Below are 21325 nucleotides of genomic sequence, written 5' to 3' on the forward strand. Positions count from 1 at the left end.
GATAAAATGTTCCCTTATCTCAAAAATTAACATTTTTATTACATTAAACAAAAACCTTTGTACAAAAGAGAATGATTTAATAAATAAAAGGATATTTATATAACAAACAGAGATTTGTCACATGTTAAGGTAATGGACTTTGAATTTAGAAGTGGAAATGAATTTAGCAAGAGGAGGAAAATAAATGAACTATGTGGATGACAGTCTGATGCTACATACGGATCTTTATCAGATAAACATGATGGAGGCGTATTGGAGAGATGGCAAACATGAACGAAAAGCGGTGTTTGAACTTTACTTTCGCAAACTCCCCTTTGGTAATGGATTTGCTATATTTGCTGGTCTCGAACGGATTTTATCTTATATAAAAAATTGTCGGTTTACACAAAGCGATATGGATTATTTAAGAAATGAAGTAGGCTATAAGGAGGATTTTCTTCATTATTTAAAAAAATTTAGTTTTTCTGGTGATATATATTGCATGGAGGAAGGAGAGCTAGTATTTGCCAATGAACCGATTCTAAGAGTAGAAGCACCAATTGCAGAGGCACAATTAATCGAAACGGCCTTATTAAATATTGTAAATTACCAAACGCTTATTGCAACAAAAGCTGCGCGAATGAAGCAAGTTATTGGGGAGCAGACGGCAATGGAGTTTGGAACAAGAAGAGCGCAGGAACTGGATGCAGCGATATGGGGAACAAGGGCTGCCTATATTGGTGGTTTTGCGGCTACGAGTAATGTAAGGGCAGGGAAAATTTTTGATATTCCTGTATCTGGAACACATGCACATGCACTTGTCCAAGCATATCAAGATGAACATGAGGCTTTTAAAAGCTATGCCAGCACCCACACAGAATGCGTTTTCCTAGTCGATACATATGACACACTTCGGTCCGGTGTTCCAAATGCAATAAAGGTGGCAAAGGAGTTTGGAGATAAGATTCACTTTAACGGAATTCGATTAGACAGTGGAGACTTGGCATATCTTTCAAAGAAAGCTAGAGAAATGCTTGATGAGGCAGGGTTTCCTGACGCGAAAATTATTGCTTCTAATGATTTAGATGAGTATACCATTATGAATTTGCAGGCAGAAGGAGCAAAAATTGATATCTGGGGCATTGGAACAAAGTTAATTACTGCCTATGATCAAGCAGCACTGGGCGCTGTTTATAAATTAGTCAGTATTGAAAATGAACATGGTGAAATGGAGGATACAATTAAATTATCTGGAAATCCGGAAAAGATTTCTACACCAGGTCAGAAAAGAGTGTATCGGATTATTAATAATGAAAATAATCATGCAGAGGGTGATTACATTGCGCTGGCATCTGAAACAATAACACAAGAACCATTAATAATGTTTCATCCTGTTCATCCATATTTAAATAAAGTTGTGACAAATTACAGGGCGATCGAATTACATCATCCAGTTATAAAGAGCGGGCATATCCAGTTTGAATCACCAGCATTAAAGAATATTCAAATGACGGCTAAAGAGAATCTGAATTATCTCTGGAATGAATATAAGCGAACGCTTAATCCAGAAGAGTATCCGGTTGATTTAAGTAAAGCATGCTGGGAAAACAAGCGAAACTATATAGAAAAAATGAAAGAGAAGTCACGCAGAGTTTAACCTTTTTAGGGGGAGGATGAATTGGTGAAAATAGGGATTTATGGATCTTCCTTTGATCCAATAACAAATGTTCACCTTTGGACTGCCAGCACTGTTGCCCATCGTTGTAAATTAGATAAGGTTATTTTTCTTCCTTGTTCGAGTAAGAGAAGGGATAAAACAATGGAAACAGCAGATGAACATCGTATAAAGATGGTAAGCATGGCGATAAAGAATAATGATAAGTTTTCTTTGGATGATTATGAAATGAAGCAAGATGGTTGGGAAATCTACACGTATCATACGATGAATTATTTTAAAATGCTGTTTCCAGAGGATAAAGTGTACTTTATTATGGGAGCTGATTTGCTTATTGATATTGGAAGAGGTAATTGGACAAAAGGAGAGGATTTGATAGCAGAAAATCGGTTTATCGTAATGGCTCGAAATGGAATTGATATGCTTTCTGCCATTAGCCGATCTCCAATCCTCCGTAATCATGACGATGGGAGCACCTTTCATCTCTTAGATAAGGGGCTAGCGATGGAAATAAGCTCAACCTATATACGCGAAGAATTTGCGATGGGCGGGGAACCGAGGTATCTTTTGCCGGAAAAATGCTATGAATATATAAAGAAAAATAAATTATACCAATAAACCATTCTAAAAAAAGCATGAAAAAACTCAAAATTAATAAGAAATTAGTCATTGATGATTACTGAATAGTCTGATAGAATGAAGGCAATCTAAAGGCTATGTGTAACTGGCGAAATACGGATAACCGTAGGGGAGCACATAGTGTCGTATGCCGTTCGCCTGGGCAGAGGTAAGGGATTTACTCCTTGCCTTTTTCTTTTTAGACGATTTCGTATAAAAAGGGAAAACGTATTAGCCAAGCGTGAAAAGAATATAATTGATTTAAAAGGAGCAATGGAGATGAGCACTACGACTGTTAAAGATGTAAAGACTATTAAGACATTAAATAATATTGCAGCAAGTGGCCTAAGTGTGTTTAAAAAAGGAAACTTTACTATTGACGATACAAGCAAAAATCCTGATGCGATTCTTTTGCGCAGCTTTAATATGCATGGAATGGAATTGGGAGAGAATGTAAAGGCAATTGCCCGAGCAGGAGCAGGTGTCAATAATATTCCAGTTGAGCAATGTACAACGCAAGGAATTGTTGTATTTAATACACCTGGTGCTAATGCAAATGCAGTAAAAGAAATGGTGCTTATGTCATTGATGGCTTCATCCCGAAACTTGTTTGAAGGAGTGTCATGGGCGAAAACACTCCTTACCGAAGGAAATCAAGTTCCAAAACTAGTGGAAACGGGCAAAAAACAATTTGTTGGGCAAGAAATCAAAGGGAAAACATTAGGTGTTATTGGCTTAGGAGCAATTGGTGCTCTTGTAGCAAATGATGCCCTTGCTCTAGATATGGATGTCATTGGTTATGATCCTTTTCTATCTGTTGATACAGCTTGGAATTTATCACGTAATGTACAGCGGGCTATGTCCTTAGAACAGCTATTTGCAGAATCAGATTATATAACAGTACACGTGCCATTAACAGAAGATACGAAGGGGATGTTTAATCAGCAGGCTTTTAACTTAATGAAGCCTGGTACACAAATTTTAAACTTCTCTCGTGGGGAGCTTGTTAATGAAATTGATATGGCCGTTGCCCTAGAAGAAGGCAGAATAGGACGTTATATTACAGATTTTCCAAATGAAAATGTCTTGCAAATGAAGAACACGATTGCTATTCCTCATCTAGGTGCATCTACAGAAGAGTCTGAGGAAAATTGTGCTGTAATGGCAGCTCGTCAAGTAAAGGAATTTTTGGAAACAGGAAATATTAAAAACTCTGTAAACTTTCCGAATGCGTCCATCCCTTACACAGGAAAACGTCGTGTTACAGCCTTCCATCTAAATGTTCCTAATATGGTAGGACAGATAACACAAGTAATTTCAACATACCAGTTGAATATTGCTGATATGATAAACAGAAGCCGTGGCGAGTATGCTTACACGATGATTGATATCGATAACCAAGTGGCAGATGAAATCATTCCACTTCTTTCTAAGCAATTAAAAGGGATTGATGGAATTGTTACGATGAGAGTAATTTAAATAGAGGAATAGATAAATATGATAGACTCCTGGTTGAAAAGGAGTCTATTTTGTATTGTTAGAAAGTGGGGGTACTATCGAAAATTAGCTAAAGGATCGATAAAATGAATATATAGTCCAACCCAACAAGGAAATGATCCGAAAAAAGAATATATGATTCAAAGCAATCAAGGATATAATCCAACCCATCATTTCCACAAACCCCAATCCACTAAAAAAAGGCTGCCTCTAGGACAACCTCTAACTGTAACAGATTATTTAAACAATACACTCACAGACTTATGCTCATAAACGCGGCTAATAGCATCACTTAGTAATTCAGCAATCGATAGCTGTGTAATTTTGTCAATTCTCTTTTCTTCTGGAAGTGGAATGCTGTTTGTAACAATCAATTCCTTGATTTGTGATTCTTGAATCATATCAATAGCTGGTTCAGATAAAACAGGATGGACACAGCATGCGTATATTTCTTCTGCACCGTTCTCAAGTAAGGCTTTTGCAGCAGTCGTAATTCGGTAGGATGTATCGACGATATCGTCTACAATAATGGCAGTTTTGCCTTCAATGTTTCCGACAATGTTTACTTCACGAGGACCAATATCACTTGGACCACGCTTATCAATAATCGCGATAGGAGCTTTTAAGCGATCTGCAAGCTCACGGGCACGTGTAACACTGCCGTGATCAGGGGCAACCACTACTACGTCACGTGCAAATTCTTTTGTATTTAAGTAATCGGCAAGAAGTGGTATTCCTACTAATTGGTCCACTGGAATGTTAAAGAAACCTTGCGTTTGAGGTGCGTGAAGATCCAATGTAATAACACGATCTGCACCAGATTTTTGAATCAAATTAGCTACTAATTTAGCAGTAATCGGCTCTCTGGGTTGTGCTTTTCTATCCTGACGTGCATATCCATAGTATGGAATAACAACATTTATCGTACTAACAGAAGCACGTTTTAAGGCATCAATCATAATAAGCAATTCCATAATACTTTGATTTACAGGATCACATGTGGATTGAATAATAAATATTTCGCAACCACGGACACTTTCTTCGATATTAATTTGAATTTCCCCGTCGCTGAATTTCTTAACTGTACATTTTCCTAATTCTATACCTAGATGCTCTACTATTTCTTGGGCAAGAGCAGGGGATGAATTAAGAGCGAAAACTTTTAGTTTTGTTCCTTGATATGTATTGGGCATGAATTGTTCCTCCTATAATCTGAACAGACTTAGCTATCTCAATCTACCTAAAGTATAGATCCTACTATAAGTATTGTAGGATACTGATATTTGCATTTCAACCAATTATAGCATTTTTAGAATGAAACTTCTTAAACATTTCTTAAACATTTCTTAATATTGCAATAGAATAGTACTAGTATTTAATCTATAATAGCATATTCTAAAAGCATAAAAATTAATCATTTGTTTGGAAAGCCACTTTTTCAACTCTAAATAAGAGAGTTTCGTGAATGTTCCCTTATAATGTGCTAAACTATAATTCGCTGACTTTATTACATAATAGATTTTAATAGTACAACTGAAAAGAGAGTGATTAAAAATGCAGCAAGAAACATTGTCTAGAGGCTTGAAAAACAGACATGTTCAATTAATTGCGATTGGGGGAGCGATTGGTACCGGCCTTTTTCTAGGAGCGGGTAAGTCCATTCATTTAGCAGGACCTTCTATATTATTTGCATATATTATTACAGGTATTATCTGTTTTCTGATTATGCGGGCACTAGGAGAACTGCTTTTGTCTAATCTAGAATATCATTCATTTGTTGATTTTGTTCATGATTATTTTGGAAATAGGGCTGCTTTTGTAACAGGATGGACGTATTGGTTCTGTTGGATTTCGATTGCAATGGCAGATTTAACCGCTATTGGCATGTATACACAGTTTTGGTTTCCAAGTGTTCCGCAATGGTTACCAGGCTTCATGGCCTTAATTGTATTACTAATTATGAATTTAGCTACTGTTAAGCTATTTGGTGAAATGGAATTTTGGTTTGCTTTGATTAAAATAATTGCGATTATTGCCTTAATTATTATTGGTTTTATTATGATTATTAAAGGCTTTTCAACAGATGCAGGCCCATCTAGTTTTACCAATCTTTGGAGCCATAATGGAATGTTTCCAAATGGGATGCATGGATTTATCCTTTCCTTCCAAATGGTTGTGTTTGCATTTGTAGGTATTGAACTAGTTGGACTAACTGCTGGTGAAACAGAGAATCCTGAAAAGGTTATTCCGAAAGCAATCAATAATATCCCTGTGCGAATCTTGATTTTCTATGTGGGAGCATTGCTTATCATTATGAGCATTTACCCTTGGAATGCCATTAATCCAGCCAAAAGTCCATTTGTTCAGGTTTTCTTGGCAGTCGGAATAGCTGCAGCTGCTGGGATCGTTAATTTTGTTGTTTTAACTTCTGCTGCATCTGCATGTAATAGTGCGATTTTTAGTACTAGTAGAATGACGTATGCATTAGCAAAGGAAAAGAATGCTCCAAAAGCACTAGCTAAATTAACAAAAAATAAAGTTCCCTCAAACGCTTTGTTCTTTTCGGTTATTGTTGTTTTAATTGCGGTCGTTTTAAATTACGTGATGCCAGAAGGTGTATTTACGTTAATTACAAGTATTTCTACGGTTTGTTTTATCTATATTTGGGCAATTACCGTTATGTGTCATATGAAATATCGGAAAACACGCCCAAATCTAGCAGTAAAGAATAAGTTTAAAATGCCGATGTATCCAGTTGCAAACTACATTATTCTTATTTTCTTAGTTTTTGTGCTTGTTGTATTAGGACTTGCAGAGGATACAAGAATCGCATTATTCGTGACACCCGTGTGGTTTATTTTGTTATTGGTCATTTACCATTTTAAATGGAATAAAGCTTCTAATTGATCGGTTGTTTTTTAGATTAAGCCTGAAAATGAATGTATATCATTTTCAGGCTTTTTTATCATTTTTAACTTGGAATAGGAGAAAAATTTTAAAAAGTCAAAAAACTGATTGACACCTTCTTAAATAGAATGCTATTATAGTCTTCTTTGGAAAAAGGAGGGAAAAGCATTGATTAAAGTCGAAGGAATCAATAAGTCCTTTAAGGTTGCTAAAAGGACGACAGGTTTGAAAGCAGGTTTGAAATCACTCCTACATAGGGAGCATACAATCGTCCATGCTTTAAATGATGTGAACTTTACGATAAAACCTGGAGAAATTGTTGGTTATATCGGTCCAAATGGAGCAGGAAAATCAACGACGATTAAAGTGATGAGCGGCATTTTAGTTCCAGATAGTGGAACTTGCGAAATAATGGGCTATACACCATGGAAGGATCGGGTCGAATATGTGAAAAATATCGGCGTTGTTTTTGGACAACGGTCCCAGCTATGGTGGGATGTACCGGTCATTGATTCCTTTGCCTTATTAAAAGATATTTATCATGTCCCAGATACAGAATATAAGGAAACACTATCATTGTTAATCGAAACACTTGAATTAAAGGACATTCTATATTCACCAGTAAGACAGCTTAGCTTAGGACAGCGGATGCGTTGTGAAATTGCTGCTTCTCTTATACATAATCCACAAATTCTCTTCTTAGATGAACCTACGATTGGTCTCGATGCAGTAAGCAAGATTGCTGTAAGAAACTTTATAAAAAAAATCAATAAGCAAAAAAAAGTAACGGTTATCCTTACGACACATGATATGTTCGATATTGAGGCTCTTTGTGATCGAGTCATCCTAATCGGGAAAGGGAGCCTATTGTATGATGGGAATTTACAGGAATTAAGAAGTCGTTTTGGTTCCCATCGCACCATAACATTAGACTATAAATCAAGTAATAGTCCGATTCATATTCCTGGAACTACTACGCTTTCTTGGACAGAGGAAAGAGCAATTCTAAGCGTGGATACAACACAAATTTCTGTATCGGAAGTAATCATGAAATTGACCCATTCCCTTGATCTAGTTGATATTTCGGTAACATCCCAGCCAATTGAAGATATTATTGTACAGCTCTATAAGGAGTATGAGATATGAGAGTGATGAAACCATATATTGCTGTATTAAAATTACGTTTATTAAATGGGATGCAGTATCGAGCAGCGGCATTGGCGGGAGTAGCTACACAGTTTTTCTGGGGTTTTATTTATATTATGATATTTCAGGCCTTTTATGCCCAAGCAAGTTCAAATCAACCAATTTCTTTAGAAGAATTGGTTACTTATTTATGGCTGCAGCAATCTTTTTTAGCATTTATAATGCTATGGTTTCGAGATAATGAATTATTTGACTTAATCACAACTGGAAATATTGCTTATGAGCTATGCAGGCCAATTGGGATATATGAATATTGGTTTAGTAAATTACTTGCACAGCGATTGGCTAGCGCATTATTAAGGTGTTTTCCGATAATATTGCTGGCTTTTTTGTTGCCGAAAGCGTATCGGCTGATGTTGCCTCCAGATGTTGTGACATTCTTGTTATTTTGTCTCTCTCTTTTATTAGGACTATTGGTTTTAGTAGCTATTTCTATGTTTATTTATATTTCTGTTTTTATCACTTTATCTCCAATGGGTTCCCTTCTAGTATTTGGTGTAGTAGGGGAGTTTTTTGCTGGGATGGTTGTACCAATTCCATTAATGCCAGAATGGCTCCAACAAATTGTGTATCTACTTCCGTTCCGTTTAACAGCTGATTTTCCCTTTCGTGTCTATTCAGGAAATATTCCGAATGGAGAAGCGATTGAGGGCATCTTCATTCAGCTTGCATGGCTGTTAGTACTTGTTTTTCTCGGGGAAATAGCGTTACATAAAGCAATGAAAAAAGTCATTGTGCAAGGAGGGTAAGCCTTTATGAAACTTTATTTTCAATACCTTCTCGTATTATTTAAATCACAAATGCAGTATCGGACGTCATTCTGGCTTTTATCATTAGGACAATTTCTAGTACCGTTTTCTGCTTTTGCTGGATTATACTTCCTGTTTGAACGATTTGGACAAATAAAGGGCTGGGATTTTTATGAGGTAGCTCTTTGTTTTGCGATTATTCATATGGCATTTGCATTAAGTGAATGCTTTGCAAGGGGATTTGATAATTTCTCGAGTCTAGTTGCAAGCGGTAATTTTGATAGATTGCTTGTTAGACCAAGGACAACATTTGTACAGGTGCTTGGTTCAAAATTTGAATTTACTAGAGTAGGGAGACTTTTGCAAAGCGTTATCGTCCTAGCTTGGGCTTTAAGTAATCTTGCTATCGATTGGAGTCTAATGAAAATTCTAACGCTGTTATTGATGATTATGAGCGGGGTATTCATCTTTACGGGAATTTTTATTTTAGCCGCCACTCTTAGCTTTTGGACGATACAAGGTTTAGAGATTGCGAATATTTTTACTGATGGTGGCAGAGAAATGGCTCAGTATCCGCTAAATATTTATCAAAAATGGGTGACACGCTTTTTTACTTTTGTGATTCCTTTTGGAAGTGTCAATTATTTCCCTTTATTATATCTACTTGGAAAGGGAGGAAAGGCTGAATGGCTATATATGCTAACTCCGCTTGCCGGTATATTATTTATCCTTCCATGTATTTTTGTTTGGATAGTTGGTGTACGACACTATCGATCAACAGGTTCTTAAAAAGACGATGTTTTCTGTTCTATTAAAAGTGGTATAAAACTAGTAGATAAGTTTATATCAACTAGAATGGAGGCGTTTAGAATTGAGTAAAGAATCAACAACAAGCCCTGCAGGTAAAACACATCAGCCTAATGAGAAGAAACAGAAGGATGAGGCTTCAAAATGCCTGAAAGAAACCCATGAACAGGCAAATGATAGTTTAACAGAGGGAACGGTTGATAAGAAAAAGGAAAAGAACGAAAAATAATTATTTGTTTCCTATATATAGGAATGGAGATGGAGGAGAGTGATTAGTCATTCTTCTCTTTTTGTCTATTACATAAGATATAATGTTTAGTGGTCAAAATAATCGAAAGAAAGGCTGTTAGCATGAAAAAAATATGGATTATACTAATGGGCATATTAGTTCTGTTCTTGATATTATTTAGTGCTTATAAATTAATGAATGCACGAACCTTTCAGTTGTTTGGAGGGTTAACCAATCATGTGGAGACAAAGGAGAAGGTAGTGGCGTTAACATTTGATGATGGACCAACAAAAAATGTGAACAATATACTAACATTGATAGATGCCTATGATGCAAAAGCTACTTTTTTTCTTATCGGAAATGAAATAGAAAAAAGTCCTGAAATAGCAGAGAAAATTGTAAAAAAAGGACATCAACTTGGAAATCATACATACTCTCACAATCGAATGATTTTTAAATCGCAATCCTTTATAAAGGCAGAAATTGAAGACACAAATAAATTAATCAAAAAAGCGGGTTTTACAGGGGACATGGATTTCAGACCTCCAAATGGGAAAAAACTTATTGGACTTCCATATTATTTAAAAAAAGCAAATATGGATACGATTCTCTGGGACATCGAACCAGATACTTATTATCAAATGGCAGAGGATAAAGTAAACTATGTGAAGGCATCTGTTAATCCAGGTTCCATTATTATAATGCATCCGATGTATGACCAAAAAGGTGAGGAAATAAAAGCAATCGAAGGAATTTTAAAAACATTAACGGAGGAAGGTTATACATTTATTACTGTAAATGAGCTTCAGCAATTAGATGAAAATAATTAAAAGGAAGATGCTGGCTATTAAGAATTAAATAAAGATTTAAAGAGCCACAGTATATATACTCATCCCTGCTTTAGCAGTATATTTAAGAATTCGCTACATAATTTATATGCCTTTTTTAGTAAATGTTTAATATCTTTATCTTCAACATGCTGAAGGTAGTAATGGAGATAGCATTTAGACATGCTGTTCCCCATATAAGTCGCCCAAAGTTTCCCCATTTCTGCTGATGTAAGCTTTTCACTGAGGTCAGTTTTTGTTGAACGCATATACAGTGGTTCACGAGTGTCCATAACAAAACTCCTTTTAATTGTTTTATATTATTATTTTCAATCATTCATCAATGTATGCTAAGTGTAACTACCTATTATTCGAAACGTTAATAATACTAAAATCGCTTTTCCTCTGTGCATCAATCGTTTAGAATAATACAGAAAAAAGAAAATATATGGGAGTAGATAATGAAAATACTACTAGTGGAAGACGATAAAACCATTGCCACAGGGTTAGAATATAGTTTACAAAGTGAAAAGTATGAAACGATCACTTGTTTTAACGCAAAAACTGCTAAAAGAGCTTTAGAGGATCAGCTTATAGATATTGATTTATGTCTATTTGATTTGTCGCTACCAGATGGTTCTGGCTATGAGCTATGTGAGTATGTAAAAAGAAAAGCTGATAAGCCTGTTATCTTTTTAACTGCTTTAGATGATGAAGTGAATGTTGTAATGGGACTGGATATGGGAGCAGATGACTATATTACAAAACCATTTCGCATAAGAGAACTTCTTTCTAGAATTAAATCGGTTTTGCGGCGGTACAATAAGCAGTTGCAGAATAATTCATTGATAGAAATAGATTCTATACGGATTAACACATTGGAAGGGAAAATTTACAAAAGGAATGAGGAAGTAATGGTTACAGCGCTTGAATATCGCTTATTTCTCATTTTTGCTAATAATATCGGACAAGTGTTAACTAGAAGCCAATTATTAGAGAAAATCTGGGATGTTGCTGGGGATTTTGTTAATGATAATACTTTAACTGTCTATATTAAAAGGCTCCGCGAGAAATTAGAGGATGATCCCCAAAAGCCAACCATCATTAAAACCATTCGCGGACTTGGCTATAAGGTAGGGGACTAAAATGATTCGTAATCGAGAAGTGAAGGTTCTCACCATCGTTTTAGTATTCATTAGTTTCTTAGCTATTGTTCATGCTGCTATTGCCTACTCTATTTCAGTCGCAGTTTATTTGTTCGCAGTGCTTGTTATACTTTTGGGCTGTTTTTATCAGTTTACAAGGTTTCGATATAAGGAAATAGATAAGCTATCGAACTACTTGCAGCGAATTAGTAATGGAGATGAAAGCCTTGATATTCGTGATAATGTGGAAGGCGAATTGAGTATTTTAAAAAATAATATTTACAAGGTTACATTAATGTTATCGGAGCAGAGTGCACTTCTACATAAAGAAAAGTTAAAGCTTACAGATGCTATCTCTGATATCTCTCACCAATTGAAAACACCGCTTACTTCCATGGTTGTCATGACGGATTTGTTGCGTAATCCACAGCTTGAGGAAATGCGAAGACGTGAATTTACTAATAATATATCGATTCAGCTTGAAAGAATGGAATGGCTTGTTTCTTCATTGCTGAAATTATCGAAAATGGATGCTGGGACGATTCTTTTTAAAAAGGAGCAAGTTGATGTCAAAAAACTGATTTATAAGGCAGTAGAACCAATATTAATTCCAATGGATATCAAGGGACAGGCTCATGCAATTGTTGGAGGAGAGGGTGTTACCTATATTGGAGATTTTAATTGGACAGCAGAAGCGCTCATTAATATTTTGAAAAATTGTGTGGAGCATACGCCTGAAGGTGGAGAAATTCAAATTCGATTCTCTGAGAATGTTTTATTTACAGAAATCGTTATTCAGGATAATGGGAAAGGTATCGCTAACAAAGATTTACCATATATATTTAAACGATTTTATAAGGGAGAAAATGCAAGCGAAGATAGCGTCGGCATAGGGTTAGCGATGGCATATAGTATTATCAAAAGCCAGCATGGTGATATTGAAGTCAGAAGTAAGATAGGAGAAGGGACTACTTTTCATATAAAGTTTTATAAACAAGTGATTTAGTGGGAGTAGTGGAATTTAGGAGAGTGGAAATGAAAGCCAGAATCTGCTGTACATCAAGGAAAAGTGGCGTTCATAATGGAATGAAAGCTAGAATCCACTGGGCTGCAAGAAAAAATGACGTACATAAAGGGAATGAAAGCTAGAATCTGCTGTGCTACAAGGAAAAGTGGCGTTCATAAAGAGAATGAAAGTCAGAGTCTATTATGCTGCAGGAAAAAGTGGCGTTCATTAAGCGAATGAACTCCATACTCCATAAAAGCATAGAAGAACCATCCACCTATTCCTACGAAAGTGACTAAATTGTCACTTTCAAGTCACTGGAGAGTCACTTTAGACAGTTACTCTAAGAGTATCAAGTAATTGGAGGACGATAAAATGGAAATTTTAAAAATAGAAAATCTGTCTAAAGTGTATGGAAAAGGGGAAACGGCAGTAAAAGCATTGGATAATGTTTCTTTTTCTGTTAATAAAGGTGAATTTGTGGCAATTATCGGACCTTCTGGATCAGGTAAATCTACGTTGCTTCACATGTTAGGTGGAGTGGACAGACCGACAAGTGGAAAAGTTTTTGTTGATAATACAGATATTTATCAATTAAACGAAACACAATTAGCTATTTTTAGAAGAAGACAAATTGGCCTTATCTATCAATTTTATAACTTAATCCCAATTCTATCAGTAGAAGAAAATATTACGCTGCCTCTTCTATTAGATAATCATCAAGTAGATAAGGAGCAATTTAATCGGATTGTTTCCATATTAGGTTTACAACAAAGATTAGATCACCTGCCTAATCAATTATCAGGGGGACAGCAGCAGCGTGTTTCCATTGGACGTGCACTGATTAGTAATCCAGCTATTATGCTTGCAGACGAGCCTACAGGGAATTTAGATAGTAAAAATAGTGAAGAGATTATGGAACTATTAAAAATGTTTAATAAAACCTATAATCAAACATTAATTGTTATTACCCATGATGAACGAATTGCATTACAAGCGGATCGTGTTATATCTGTTGAAGATGGAAAAATCGCCAAAAATGAGGTGATTCGTCCATGAATATAATGAATAAACTCACTTTAAGAAATTTAAAGGAGAATAAGCGAAGAACACTAGTTACGATTATTGGTGTTATTATTTCTGTTAGTATGTTGACAGCTGTTGCGACACTAGGTGTTTCTTTTATCGATTTATTAAAGAGAGATAGCATAGCAAGAGACGGGGAATGGCATGTCCAGTTTAAAGGTGTTAATAGCGAGCAAATCGAAGCGATAAACAAGGATAGTAAAATAGAAAACGTTATCTTATCCAATGATTTAGGCTATGCGAACTGGAATGATTCAAAAAACGAAAATAAACCGTATTTATTTTTAAAACAATATGATGAGCAAGGATTTAAGCAGTTTTCAATTACCTTAAAAGAAGGAACGTATCCAAAAGCCTCTAATGAAATTATCATTTCAGATGCAATGATAAAGAATGCGAAAAATAAGTATGCCATCGGTGAGGAGTTAAAAGTTAGCATTGGGGAAAGGCGCTTTAAATTAGATAAAGAAGATTCAATCCTAACACAAACAGATCCTTTACAAAGGAATGAAGAAGGGGAAAGTGTCGAGGAAATCCAACAAGCAAAATCCTACACATTCAAAATTGTCGGAATCATGGAAAGTCCGGCTTGGGAGCCATCTTGGTCACCTGGTTATACCCTTGTTAGTTACGTAGACAAAAGTGAATTAACAAGTAATAGCAGCGTAAATGCAAGTGTTGTGATGAAAAGGGTAAAGCAGTCTATATATGAGGACTCGGAATCATTGGCAAAGAAATTAGCTATTGCAAAAGTGGATTTTAATAATGAGTTACTGCGTTATTATGGAGTATCATCGAATGATAATCTGCTTCTTACGATGTACTCACTAATAGGCATTATCATCCTTGTAATCGTTATTGGTTCTGTGGCACTGATTTATAATGCTTTTGCCATTAGTGTGTCGGAACGGGCAAGGTATTTAGGCATGCTTTCGAGTGTAGGAGCAACGAAGAAGCAAAAAAGAAACTCTGTTTTCTTTGAGGGTGCGGTGATAGGCGGCATCAGCATTCCATTAGGAATAATTGCTGGGCTTGTGGGAATTGGAATTACGTTCTCTTTTATAAATAAGTATTTGCAAGATGCCTTAAACTCTACACAAGGATTAAATGTAGTTGTAACGCCTTATTCAATCCTATTTTCTATTATTATTTCCGTTGTAACAATCTTTATTTCAACCTATTTGCCAGCTAGGAAAGCATCAAAGATTTCTGCAATAGATGCAATTAGACAAACGCAAGATATTAAATTATCAGGAAAAAAAGTAAAAACATCAAAATTAGTGCGCAAGCTATTTGGCATAGAAGCGGAAATTGGCTTAAAAAACTTAAAACGGAATAAGAGAAGATATCAAACAACCGTTTTTTCTTTAGTTATTAGTATTTTGCTTTTCTTAGTCGTATCTTATTTTTCAGATAATATGAAAAAGTCAGTTGAACTGTCACAGGAAAATATCGATTACGATATTGCTGTGTCTGCTGACTCAATTACTACAGAGGAAGAGATGCAGACTCTTGCAAATGTACCAAGTATTTCACAAAGTAATTTAATTAAGAACACATATGTAAGCACTTATTTAGCAGAGGACGTATTAAGTGAAAATGGCAAAAAACTCGTTGACAAAGATAAAACCATTCTTATGGATGGGAAACTGCCATTTAATGTGAATTTCATTATGTTATCTGAAGAAGCCTTTCAGAACTATGCTAAAACATCAGGTTTTAATGTCAATGAATATACAAATCCTAATATTCCAAAAGGTATTGTGATAGAGAACATATCTTACTTTGATCCATATGCAGAGAAATTTGTTGAGGAAAAAGTGATGAATGCAAAACCAGGAGATTATATTGATCTCTATAGTTACAATTTCGACAGTGAGAAGGATGAAATATTTAATAAGATTCAAATTGGTTTATTTACGAATGAAACTTTAATGGGGATTAATCCGGATAACTATGGAACAATTACAATGATTATTTCCAATGAAGTAGCAGAGAAATTATTTGAAAATGAAAAAAATATTAATATGAACTATACTCTCTATTTAAACAGCGATAATCCAGAGAAAGCCCAAGAGGAATTAGAAGACTTAGAAACAGGTTCCATCTATATTTACAATGTGGAAAAGAATCGTAAGCAATCAGAACAATTGATTATGATTATGTCTGTCTTTATGTACGGCTTTATTTCCCTCATTTCATTAATCAGTATTGCCAATATCTTTAATACCATTTCTACTAGTATATCTTTAAGAAAAAGGGAATTTGCGATGTTGCGTTCAGTTGGGATGACGCCAACAGGTTTTAATAAAATGATTTATTTTGAAAGCATTTTTTATGGGATAAAAGCATTGATGTATGGTATTCCGATTAGTATAGGCGTAATAGCAATACTATACTGGTCCATTAGCAATACATTTGAATATGGCTTTAAGCTTCCATGGTTGAGCATTCTCCTTGTAGTGATTGCAATATTTATCATTGTCGCTTCAGCCATGCTTTATTCAGTCAGCAAAATTAAGAAAGAAAATATTATTGATGGCCTGAAGCAAGAGAATGCTTAATAGCACAAAGAAAATTAGATAAGAATGACAAAAAACTCGTCCATATTGGCGGGTTTTTTCATATGCAAAAGCAAGCAGGTAAGTGAAAGAGTGATGTAGAATCAGTAAGGAAGACAGAGGAGGGTAAAAATGACAATGGATATTTTACAACAAAATAAGAAAAGCTGGGATAAAGTAGCCCATCATTTCAACGGGATAGACGCACTACCTAGTTATGGCCCTTTTAGCCAAACGGAAGAGGAGTTAAGACTATTTGAAGAGATAACAAATAAAAAAGTCCTTGATATCGGTTGTGGCAGTGGACATTCGTTATTGTACATGGCTGACAAAGGAGCTAGTGAATTATGGGGTGTAGACTTATTTGAAAAGCAAATGGAGACAGCAAAAGAAACATTAAAAGTCCTGCCTTCCCATTTATACTGCGCTGCGATGGAGGAAGATATTGGTCTTCCTAAGTTATATTTCGATACAGTTTATTCTATCTATGCAATCGGATGGACAACAGATTTAGCCTCGACCTTTAAACTTATTTATTCGTATTTAAAGCCAGGAGGAGAATTTATATTTAGCTGGGACCATCCGCTATATGCATATATGCAGAGCCAAAACGGTCAAATCTCTCTTACTGGTTCCTATCAAGAAGAAGGATTAACAACATACCCAAGGTTTAAAGGGGAAGAAGCACCAGTAGTCATACCAAATAGAAAAAGGAGTACCTATATCAATGAATTAATTAAAGCTGGATTTACGATTGGCTGTGTTATAGAAAGTGAGGTTTCCAAAAACTTTGAAATGGTTGAAGCTGAAATCTCTGATCGCTATTATTCATTATACAAAGCAAGAAAATTTCCAACTACTATGATTATAAAAGCAAAAAGAATGTGATGTGTAGGAAGCCACACGCCGTTTTGATCCAGTTAATGATTGATTACAAGTTATTTGAGAAAGGTGAATTAACAAAAGGAACTATCATTTAGCAGGGGAAACTTTTAATAAAATTTAAATCAGTACCTTACGGATGAATTACTTATCCAGATAGTTGGGACAATAGCTTCCCTGAAATAATCTAACCTATTTTTTCCTCTTTAAGAACACTTGAGGGACAAGGAAATAATAGAGAGAATGCAGTTCCTTTTCCCAATTCACTTTCCACTTTTACTTGCCCCTTCATAGATTTAACAATATTAAATACAGCCATCATTCCCAGTCCTGTACCTTTTTGCTTTAATGAGAAATAAGGCTCTCCCAAATGCTTTATCTGATCTTTAGACATTCCTATACCAGTATCAGATATTCGAACACCGATAATATGTTCTAATGCAAATATTTCGACACTTAAAATACCACCTTTAGGCATCGCCTCAATACCATTTTTTAAAATATTTAGGAGGCATTGATGTAAGTAATTTCGTTCTCCTTCAACCATCCCTCTATTTGTAATTACAGTTGGTTTTGTGAATTTTATTTGAATATTATTCATGTTTGCCATGGCAGATACTATTTCAACTGCCTTTTTCACTTCATCCTGTAAATCTAAAGTTTGCTTTGTTACTACTTGGGGTTTAGCAAAAGTTAAATAGTCCTTTATAACGCTTTCCGCATGATCTAATTCATCCAAGGCAGTTCTTGCATATTCCAATCTTTTCTCCAGTGAAACTTCTTTTTCCAATAATAATTGTAAAAATCCTTTTGAAACACAAATAGGATTTCTAAGCTCATGCCCAAAAGAAGCGGCAAGATGACTGACTACTTGTAGCTTTTCCGCTTTGATAATTTGCTTTTTAATGTGAAAGTAGTCATCTGCAAAATCTGAGATAAATACAATTAGACCTATACATAGTGCGGGGATTAATAGATAAACAATTGGAACTTCCTTTAATTGAAGATTGTTTAAAAAAATTAAACTTATAATCATTAAAATAGAAAAAGTGAAAGAAAGCATAATACAAATCAAAAATTTTTGAAGTATATTTCCTTTTAAAAAATATGGACGAATAATGAAAATTGCTACAGTGAGAATACTGAATGTAATTATTGTTGCATAAACTCCAATTTCTCCAATCAATATCAAACGAGACAAAATAGTGAAAACTAACATTAATATACCAATAGTTGGTCTTTCGATTAAGCAAAGTAGTATAAATGGGATTTGGCTTAAATCAAGAAAAATACTTGAATTAAGATGTACACCAAACCAAGTACACCATATAATTGATATTCCTCTTAAAATAGTATGTATGAGTTTTTTTAGCTTAAGGTTTTTTTCAAAAAACCTCAAAGTAAAGTTTATAACAAAACACATGATTATTAAAAATAATAGACTGCCTAATAAATCCTTTGTAAATAATGGCAAACTCTTCAACCTCGCTTTATCTTATAATAAATATCTATTAAGAATATTCTTATAGTTCTAATAAGTTATATGAGTTTAATTAGTTTTAATAAAAAAAGTGATACATAGAATGAATTAACTTAAATTTTCTAATCATGGTAAAGATAGATGTCTTTGGAATCATTTTCAAAATGAAGGTTAAATTCCAATATACAATTTCTAAAGAAGTTAAATGTCTGGTTTAATAGAAAGTTAGCATCTTTTTTCAATTTTTCTTTCAACTTCTTTCCTAAAATTTCCTTATATTCTGTATTTTAATAAACTAAATGCAGAAATCAAAGAAGATTTTTTTTACATTTTCATGAACAGCTTGAACTATTCGACATTTCTGTCGCATGGTGAAGTTTTTAATTTGGATAATAGACATATACTTTATTAGGACGATAGCATTAATTTTACTAAAGGATAAAGCGGGATTTTGTTATATTTGATTAAAAGTCTTAGAAGTCTCATCGAATAAAAATGACAATTTTTGTCGACTTATTTTAATTTAAAAGTAAGGAGTTCTAACTAAAAAAATGATCTACCTCAAAAAATATAATCTTGTGTGACAATTGACACATTTTGTCTATTATAAATTTTCCAAGTATAACCTTTAAACTTCAGTAAGACTCTCACCTCTTGCTTATGAGAATGCGAGGAAGATAGGTGGGAGATCAACTGTCCGTAAAGGTATGAATGGTTCAACTAACCATCAGTGGGGGATGAAGGAAAACTCCCACTGATGAAAGTTCACTTTATTTTAATAATATTTGTAACTTGTTCTAAGAGGGTCAGCGAGTGTCAATGAAAAGAAAAATTCCATTTAGTGATTGTAACAAAAAAAAGTACAATATTATTAATAGACATTCCTTTTAATGGAATCTATAATTTAATTATCTGCTAGTTTGTTAAAATGTTCACATTAGATTTAAATGAGTAGTCTTTTTTTAATAAATTTTGCAAACGCATTCTTAATAGTCTGTTTTAATAACCAGGATAAAAATAAGGTCTGGGATTTTTAAAACAAAGCATTTTTCCTACATGCCTTATTTTTAAATATATTAAAAAGGGGTTTTGAAAATGGTAACTGCTTTAGATGCAACAACAGTATTGGACAAGGAGTATGGTCTGTATATTAATGGTCAATGGATAAAAGGTTCAGAAGGTAAGCTCCTTAGCAGCTATAACCCAAGTAACGGAGACAAGCTGGCTGATTTTGTGGATGCTACCTATGCAGATGTCGATCAAGCAGTAGCAGCTGCGACAGAAGCTTTAAAAACATGGAAGAAAGTAAGTTTGATAGAGAGAAGCAATTTATTATTGAAAATTGCTAATTTAATTGACGAAAATGCGGAAAAGTTAGCATTAGTGGAGACATTGGATAATGGAAAGCCGCTAAGAGAAACAAGAAATATTGATGTTCCATTAAGCTCTGATCATTTTCGCTATTTTGCAGGGGTGATCCGCTCAGAAGAAGGAACTGCCCAAGCATTTGATGAGGATACTTTATCCATTTCAATAAAAGAGCCTATTGGGGTAGTTGGTCAAATTATTCCATGGAATTTCCCGTTATTAATGGCTGCATGGAAGATTGCACCAGCTATCGCAGCTGGCAATACAGTGGTTATCCATCCATCTTCTACTACGTCTTTAAGCTTATTGGAATTGGCCAAGATTTTAGATCAAGTCTTACCCAAGGGTGTAGTTAATGTTATTACAGGTCGAGGTTCTCACTCTGGAGACTATATGTTAAATCATGAAGGCTTCGCAAAAATTGCCTTTACTGGATCAACTGAAATTGGCCAAGAAGTTGCGGTTGCTGCAGCGAAAAGACTTATTCCATCAACACTTGAGCTCGGCGGAAAGTCAGCAAATATCATCTTTAATGATGCACCAATGGAGCGAGCGTTAGAAGGGGTTCAATTAGGTATTCTCTTTAACCAAGGACAAGTTTGCTGTGCTGGTTCACGGATTTTTATTCAAGAAGGAATTTATGATGAGTTCCTTGCAAAAATGAAACTTGCATTTGAGGATGTAAAAGTTGGCTTGCCTTGGGAAGAAGATGTTGTGATGGGGGCTCAAATAAATGAGCGTCAATTAGAACAAATTTTAGAATATGTAAAAATCGGCGAAGATGAAGGAGCTAGAGTTGTAACAGGCGGCTGCCGACTCGAAAATAATGGACTGGAAAAGGGAGCATTTATGGCACCAACGATTTTAGCAGATGCAACAAATGAGATGCGCATCGCTCAAGAAGAAATTTTCGGCCCAGTTGCAACGGTGATAAAATTTAAGACAGAAGATGAGGTTATAGAGTTGGCTAACCAATCGGAGTTTGGACTCGGAGGAGCAGTATTCTCACGTGATATTAATACAGCACTTCGTGTAGCAAGAAGCGTGGAAACTGGTCGTATGTGGGTGAATACGTATAATCAGCTTCCAGCAGGAGCACCATTTGGAGGCTACAAAAAATCAGGAATCGGCAGAGAAACATACAAGAGCATATTAGATGGCTATACCCAAACGAAAAATATTTATATTGTAACGAAAGAAGAAACAGAGGGCTTGTATTAAAGTTAAATAGGAAGCTGCTAGGACTTTAAAATGTACCCTATAGAGTAGACGCATAAAAAAAGTCTACCTATAGGGTACTTTT

Annotated in this window: 18 protein-coding genes and 1 riboswitch; of the genes, 15 read left to right on the forward strand and 3 right to left on the reverse strand. The window is 34.9% G+C overall.

Annotation, left to right across the window (positions count from 1 at the left end; translation table 11 throughout):
* Positions 1-184: 184 nt before the first annotated feature.
* The 3 genes from AB3U99_RS08380 to AB3U99_RS08390 all read left to right on the forward strand — a co-directional run bounded on the left by AB3U99_RS08380 (position 185) and on the right by AB3U99_RS08390 (position 3751).
* On the forward strand, positions 185-1636 hold the full coding sequence (locus tag AB3U99_RS08380) for a nicotinate phosphoribosyltransferase (RefSeq protein ID WP_400246830.1): 1452 nt from the start codon (positions 185-187) through the stop codon (positions 1634-1636).
* Positions 1637-1657: 21 nt separating this feature from the next.
* On the forward strand, positions 1658-2272 hold the full coding sequence (gene nadD / locus AB3U99_RS08385) for a nicotinate (nicotinamide) nucleotide adenylyltransferase (RefSeq protein WP_400246831.1): 615 nt from the start codon (positions 1658-1660) through the stop codon (positions 2270-2272).
* A gap of 92 nt (positions 2273-2364) precedes the next feature.
* A riboswitch (ZMP/ZTP riboswitch) is annotated at positions 2365-2444 on the forward strand.
* A 107-nt stretch (positions 2445-2551) separates the two neighbouring features.
* Positions 2552-3751 carry a phosphoglycerate dehydrogenase gene (locus AB3U99_RS08390; RefSeq protein ID WP_400246832.1) on the forward strand — a complete coding sequence of 400 codons (1200 nt, stop codon included), beginning with the start codon at positions 2552-2554 and terminating at the stop codon, positions 3749-3751.
* Between the two features lie 254 nt (positions 3752-4005).
* On the opposite strand, the gene AB3U99_RS08395 is transcribed toward AB3U99_RS08390, so the two are convergent.
* Positions 4006-4962 carry a ribose-phosphate diphosphokinase gene (locus AB3U99_RS08395; RefSeq protein ID WP_400246833.1) on the reverse strand — a complete coding sequence of 319 codons (957 nt, stop codon included), beginning with the start codon at positions 4960-4962 and terminating at the stop codon, positions 4006-4008.
* 361 nt (positions 4963-5323) lie between these two features.
* On the opposite strand from AB3U99_RS08395, the gene AB3U99_RS08400 reads away from it, so the two are divergent.
* The 6 genes from AB3U99_RS08400 (at position 5324) to AB3U99_RS08425 (ending at position 10497) form a co-directional block, all read left to right on the forward strand.
* A complete protein-coding gene (locus tag AB3U99_RS08400) occupies positions 5324-6676 on the forward strand; it encodes an amino acid permease (protein WP_400246834.1) in 1353 nt (450 codons plus the stop codon).
* Between the two features lie 168 nt (positions 6677-6844).
* A complete protein-coding gene (locus tag AB3U99_RS08405) occupies positions 6845-7822 on the forward strand; it encodes an ATP-binding cassette domain-containing protein (protein WP_400246835.1) in 978 nt (325 codons plus the stop codon).
* Positions 7823-7827: 5 nt separating this feature from the next.
* Complete coding sequence (locus AB3U99_RS08410; protein WP_400248003.1) at positions 7828-8631, forward strand: ABC transporter permease; 804 nt, start codon at positions 7828-7830, stop codon at positions 8629-8631.
* Between the two features lie 6 nt (positions 8632-8637).
* Complete coding sequence (locus AB3U99_RS08415) at positions 8638-9420, forward strand: ABC transporter permease (RefSeq protein ID WP_400246836.1); 783 nt, start codon at positions 8638-8640, stop codon at positions 9418-9420.
* Between the two features lie 82 nt (positions 9421-9502).
* The gene (locus AB3U99_RS08420; protein WP_400246837.1) at positions 9503-9667 is read left to right on the forward strand and encodes a YozQ family protein; all 165 of its coding nucleotides are present in this window, start codon (positions 9503-9505) and stop codon (positions 9665-9667) included.
* 122 nt (positions 9668-9789) lie between these two features.
* Positions 9790-10497, forward strand: coding sequence for a polysaccharide deacetylase family protein (locus AB3U99_RS08425; RefSeq protein ID WP_400246838.1), 708 nt, complete (start codon positions 9790-9792; stop codon positions 10495-10497).
* Between the two features lie 59 nt (positions 10498-10556).
* Here AB3U99_RS08425 and AB3U99_RS08430 read toward each other — a convergent pair whose 3' ends face one another.
* Positions 10557-10787, reverse strand: coding sequence for a DUF3231 family protein (locus AB3U99_RS08430; protein ID WP_400246839.1), 231 nt, complete (start codon positions 10785-10787; stop codon positions 10557-10559).
* A gap of 168 nt (positions 10788-10955) precedes the next feature.
* Between AB3U99_RS08430 and AB3U99_RS08435 the strand changes: the two genes are divergently transcribed.
* The 5 genes from AB3U99_RS08435 to AB3U99_RS08455 all read left to right on the forward strand — a co-directional run bounded on the left by AB3U99_RS08435 (position 10956) and on the right by AB3U99_RS08455 (position 17180).
* On the forward strand, positions 10956-11639 hold the full coding sequence (locus AB3U99_RS08435; RefSeq protein WP_400246840.1) for a response regulator transcription factor: 684 nt from the start codon (positions 10956-10958) through the stop codon (positions 11637-11639).
* 1 nt (position 11640) lies between these two features.
* Entirely contained in the window at positions 11641-12645 is a 1005-nt protein-coding gene (locus tag AB3U99_RS08440) for a sensor histidine kinase (RefSeq protein WP_400246841.1), read from the forward strand.
* A 375-nt stretch (positions 12646-13020) separates the two neighbouring features.
* Entirely contained in the window at positions 13021-13704 is a 684-nt protein-coding gene (locus AB3U99_RS08445; protein ID WP_031540687.1) for an ABC transporter ATP-binding protein, read from the forward strand.
* Positions 13701-16295: an ABC transporter permease gene (locus tag AB3U99_RS08450; protein WP_400246842.1), complete on the forward strand. Its 2595-nt coding sequence runs from the start codon at positions 13701-13703 to the stop codon at positions 16293-16295. Before AB3U99_RS08445 ends, AB3U99_RS08450 begins: the two co-directional genes overlap by 4 nt.
* Before the next feature lie 129 nt (positions 16296-16424).
* Positions 16425-17180: a class I SAM-dependent methyltransferase gene (locus AB3U99_RS08455; protein ID WP_400246843.1), complete on the forward strand. Its 756-nt coding sequence runs from the start codon at positions 16425-16427 to the stop codon at positions 17178-17180.
* A 181-nt stretch (positions 17181-17361) separates the two neighbouring features.
* Here AB3U99_RS08455 and AB3U99_RS08460 read toward each other — a convergent pair whose 3' ends face one another.
* Positions 17362-18648 (reverse strand): ATP-binding protein, encoded by a 1287-nt coding sequence (locus AB3U99_RS08460; RefSeq protein WP_400246844.1) that lies wholly within the window; start codon positions 18646-18648, stop codon positions 17362-17364.
* A 1101-nt stretch (positions 18649-19749) separates the two neighbouring features.
* Between AB3U99_RS08460 and AB3U99_RS08465 the strand changes: the two genes are divergently transcribed.
* On the forward strand, positions 19750-21243 hold the full coding sequence (locus AB3U99_RS08465) for an aldehyde dehydrogenase family protein (RefSeq protein WP_400246845.1): 1494 nt from the start codon (positions 19750-19752) through the stop codon (positions 21241-21243).
* Positions 21244-21325 lie beyond the last annotated feature (82 nt).

Source organism: Niallia tiangongensis (assembly GCF_044704065.1).
Taxonomy (GTDB): Bacteria; Bacillota; Bacilli; order Bacillales; family Cytobacillaceae; genus Niallia; species Niallia tiangongensis.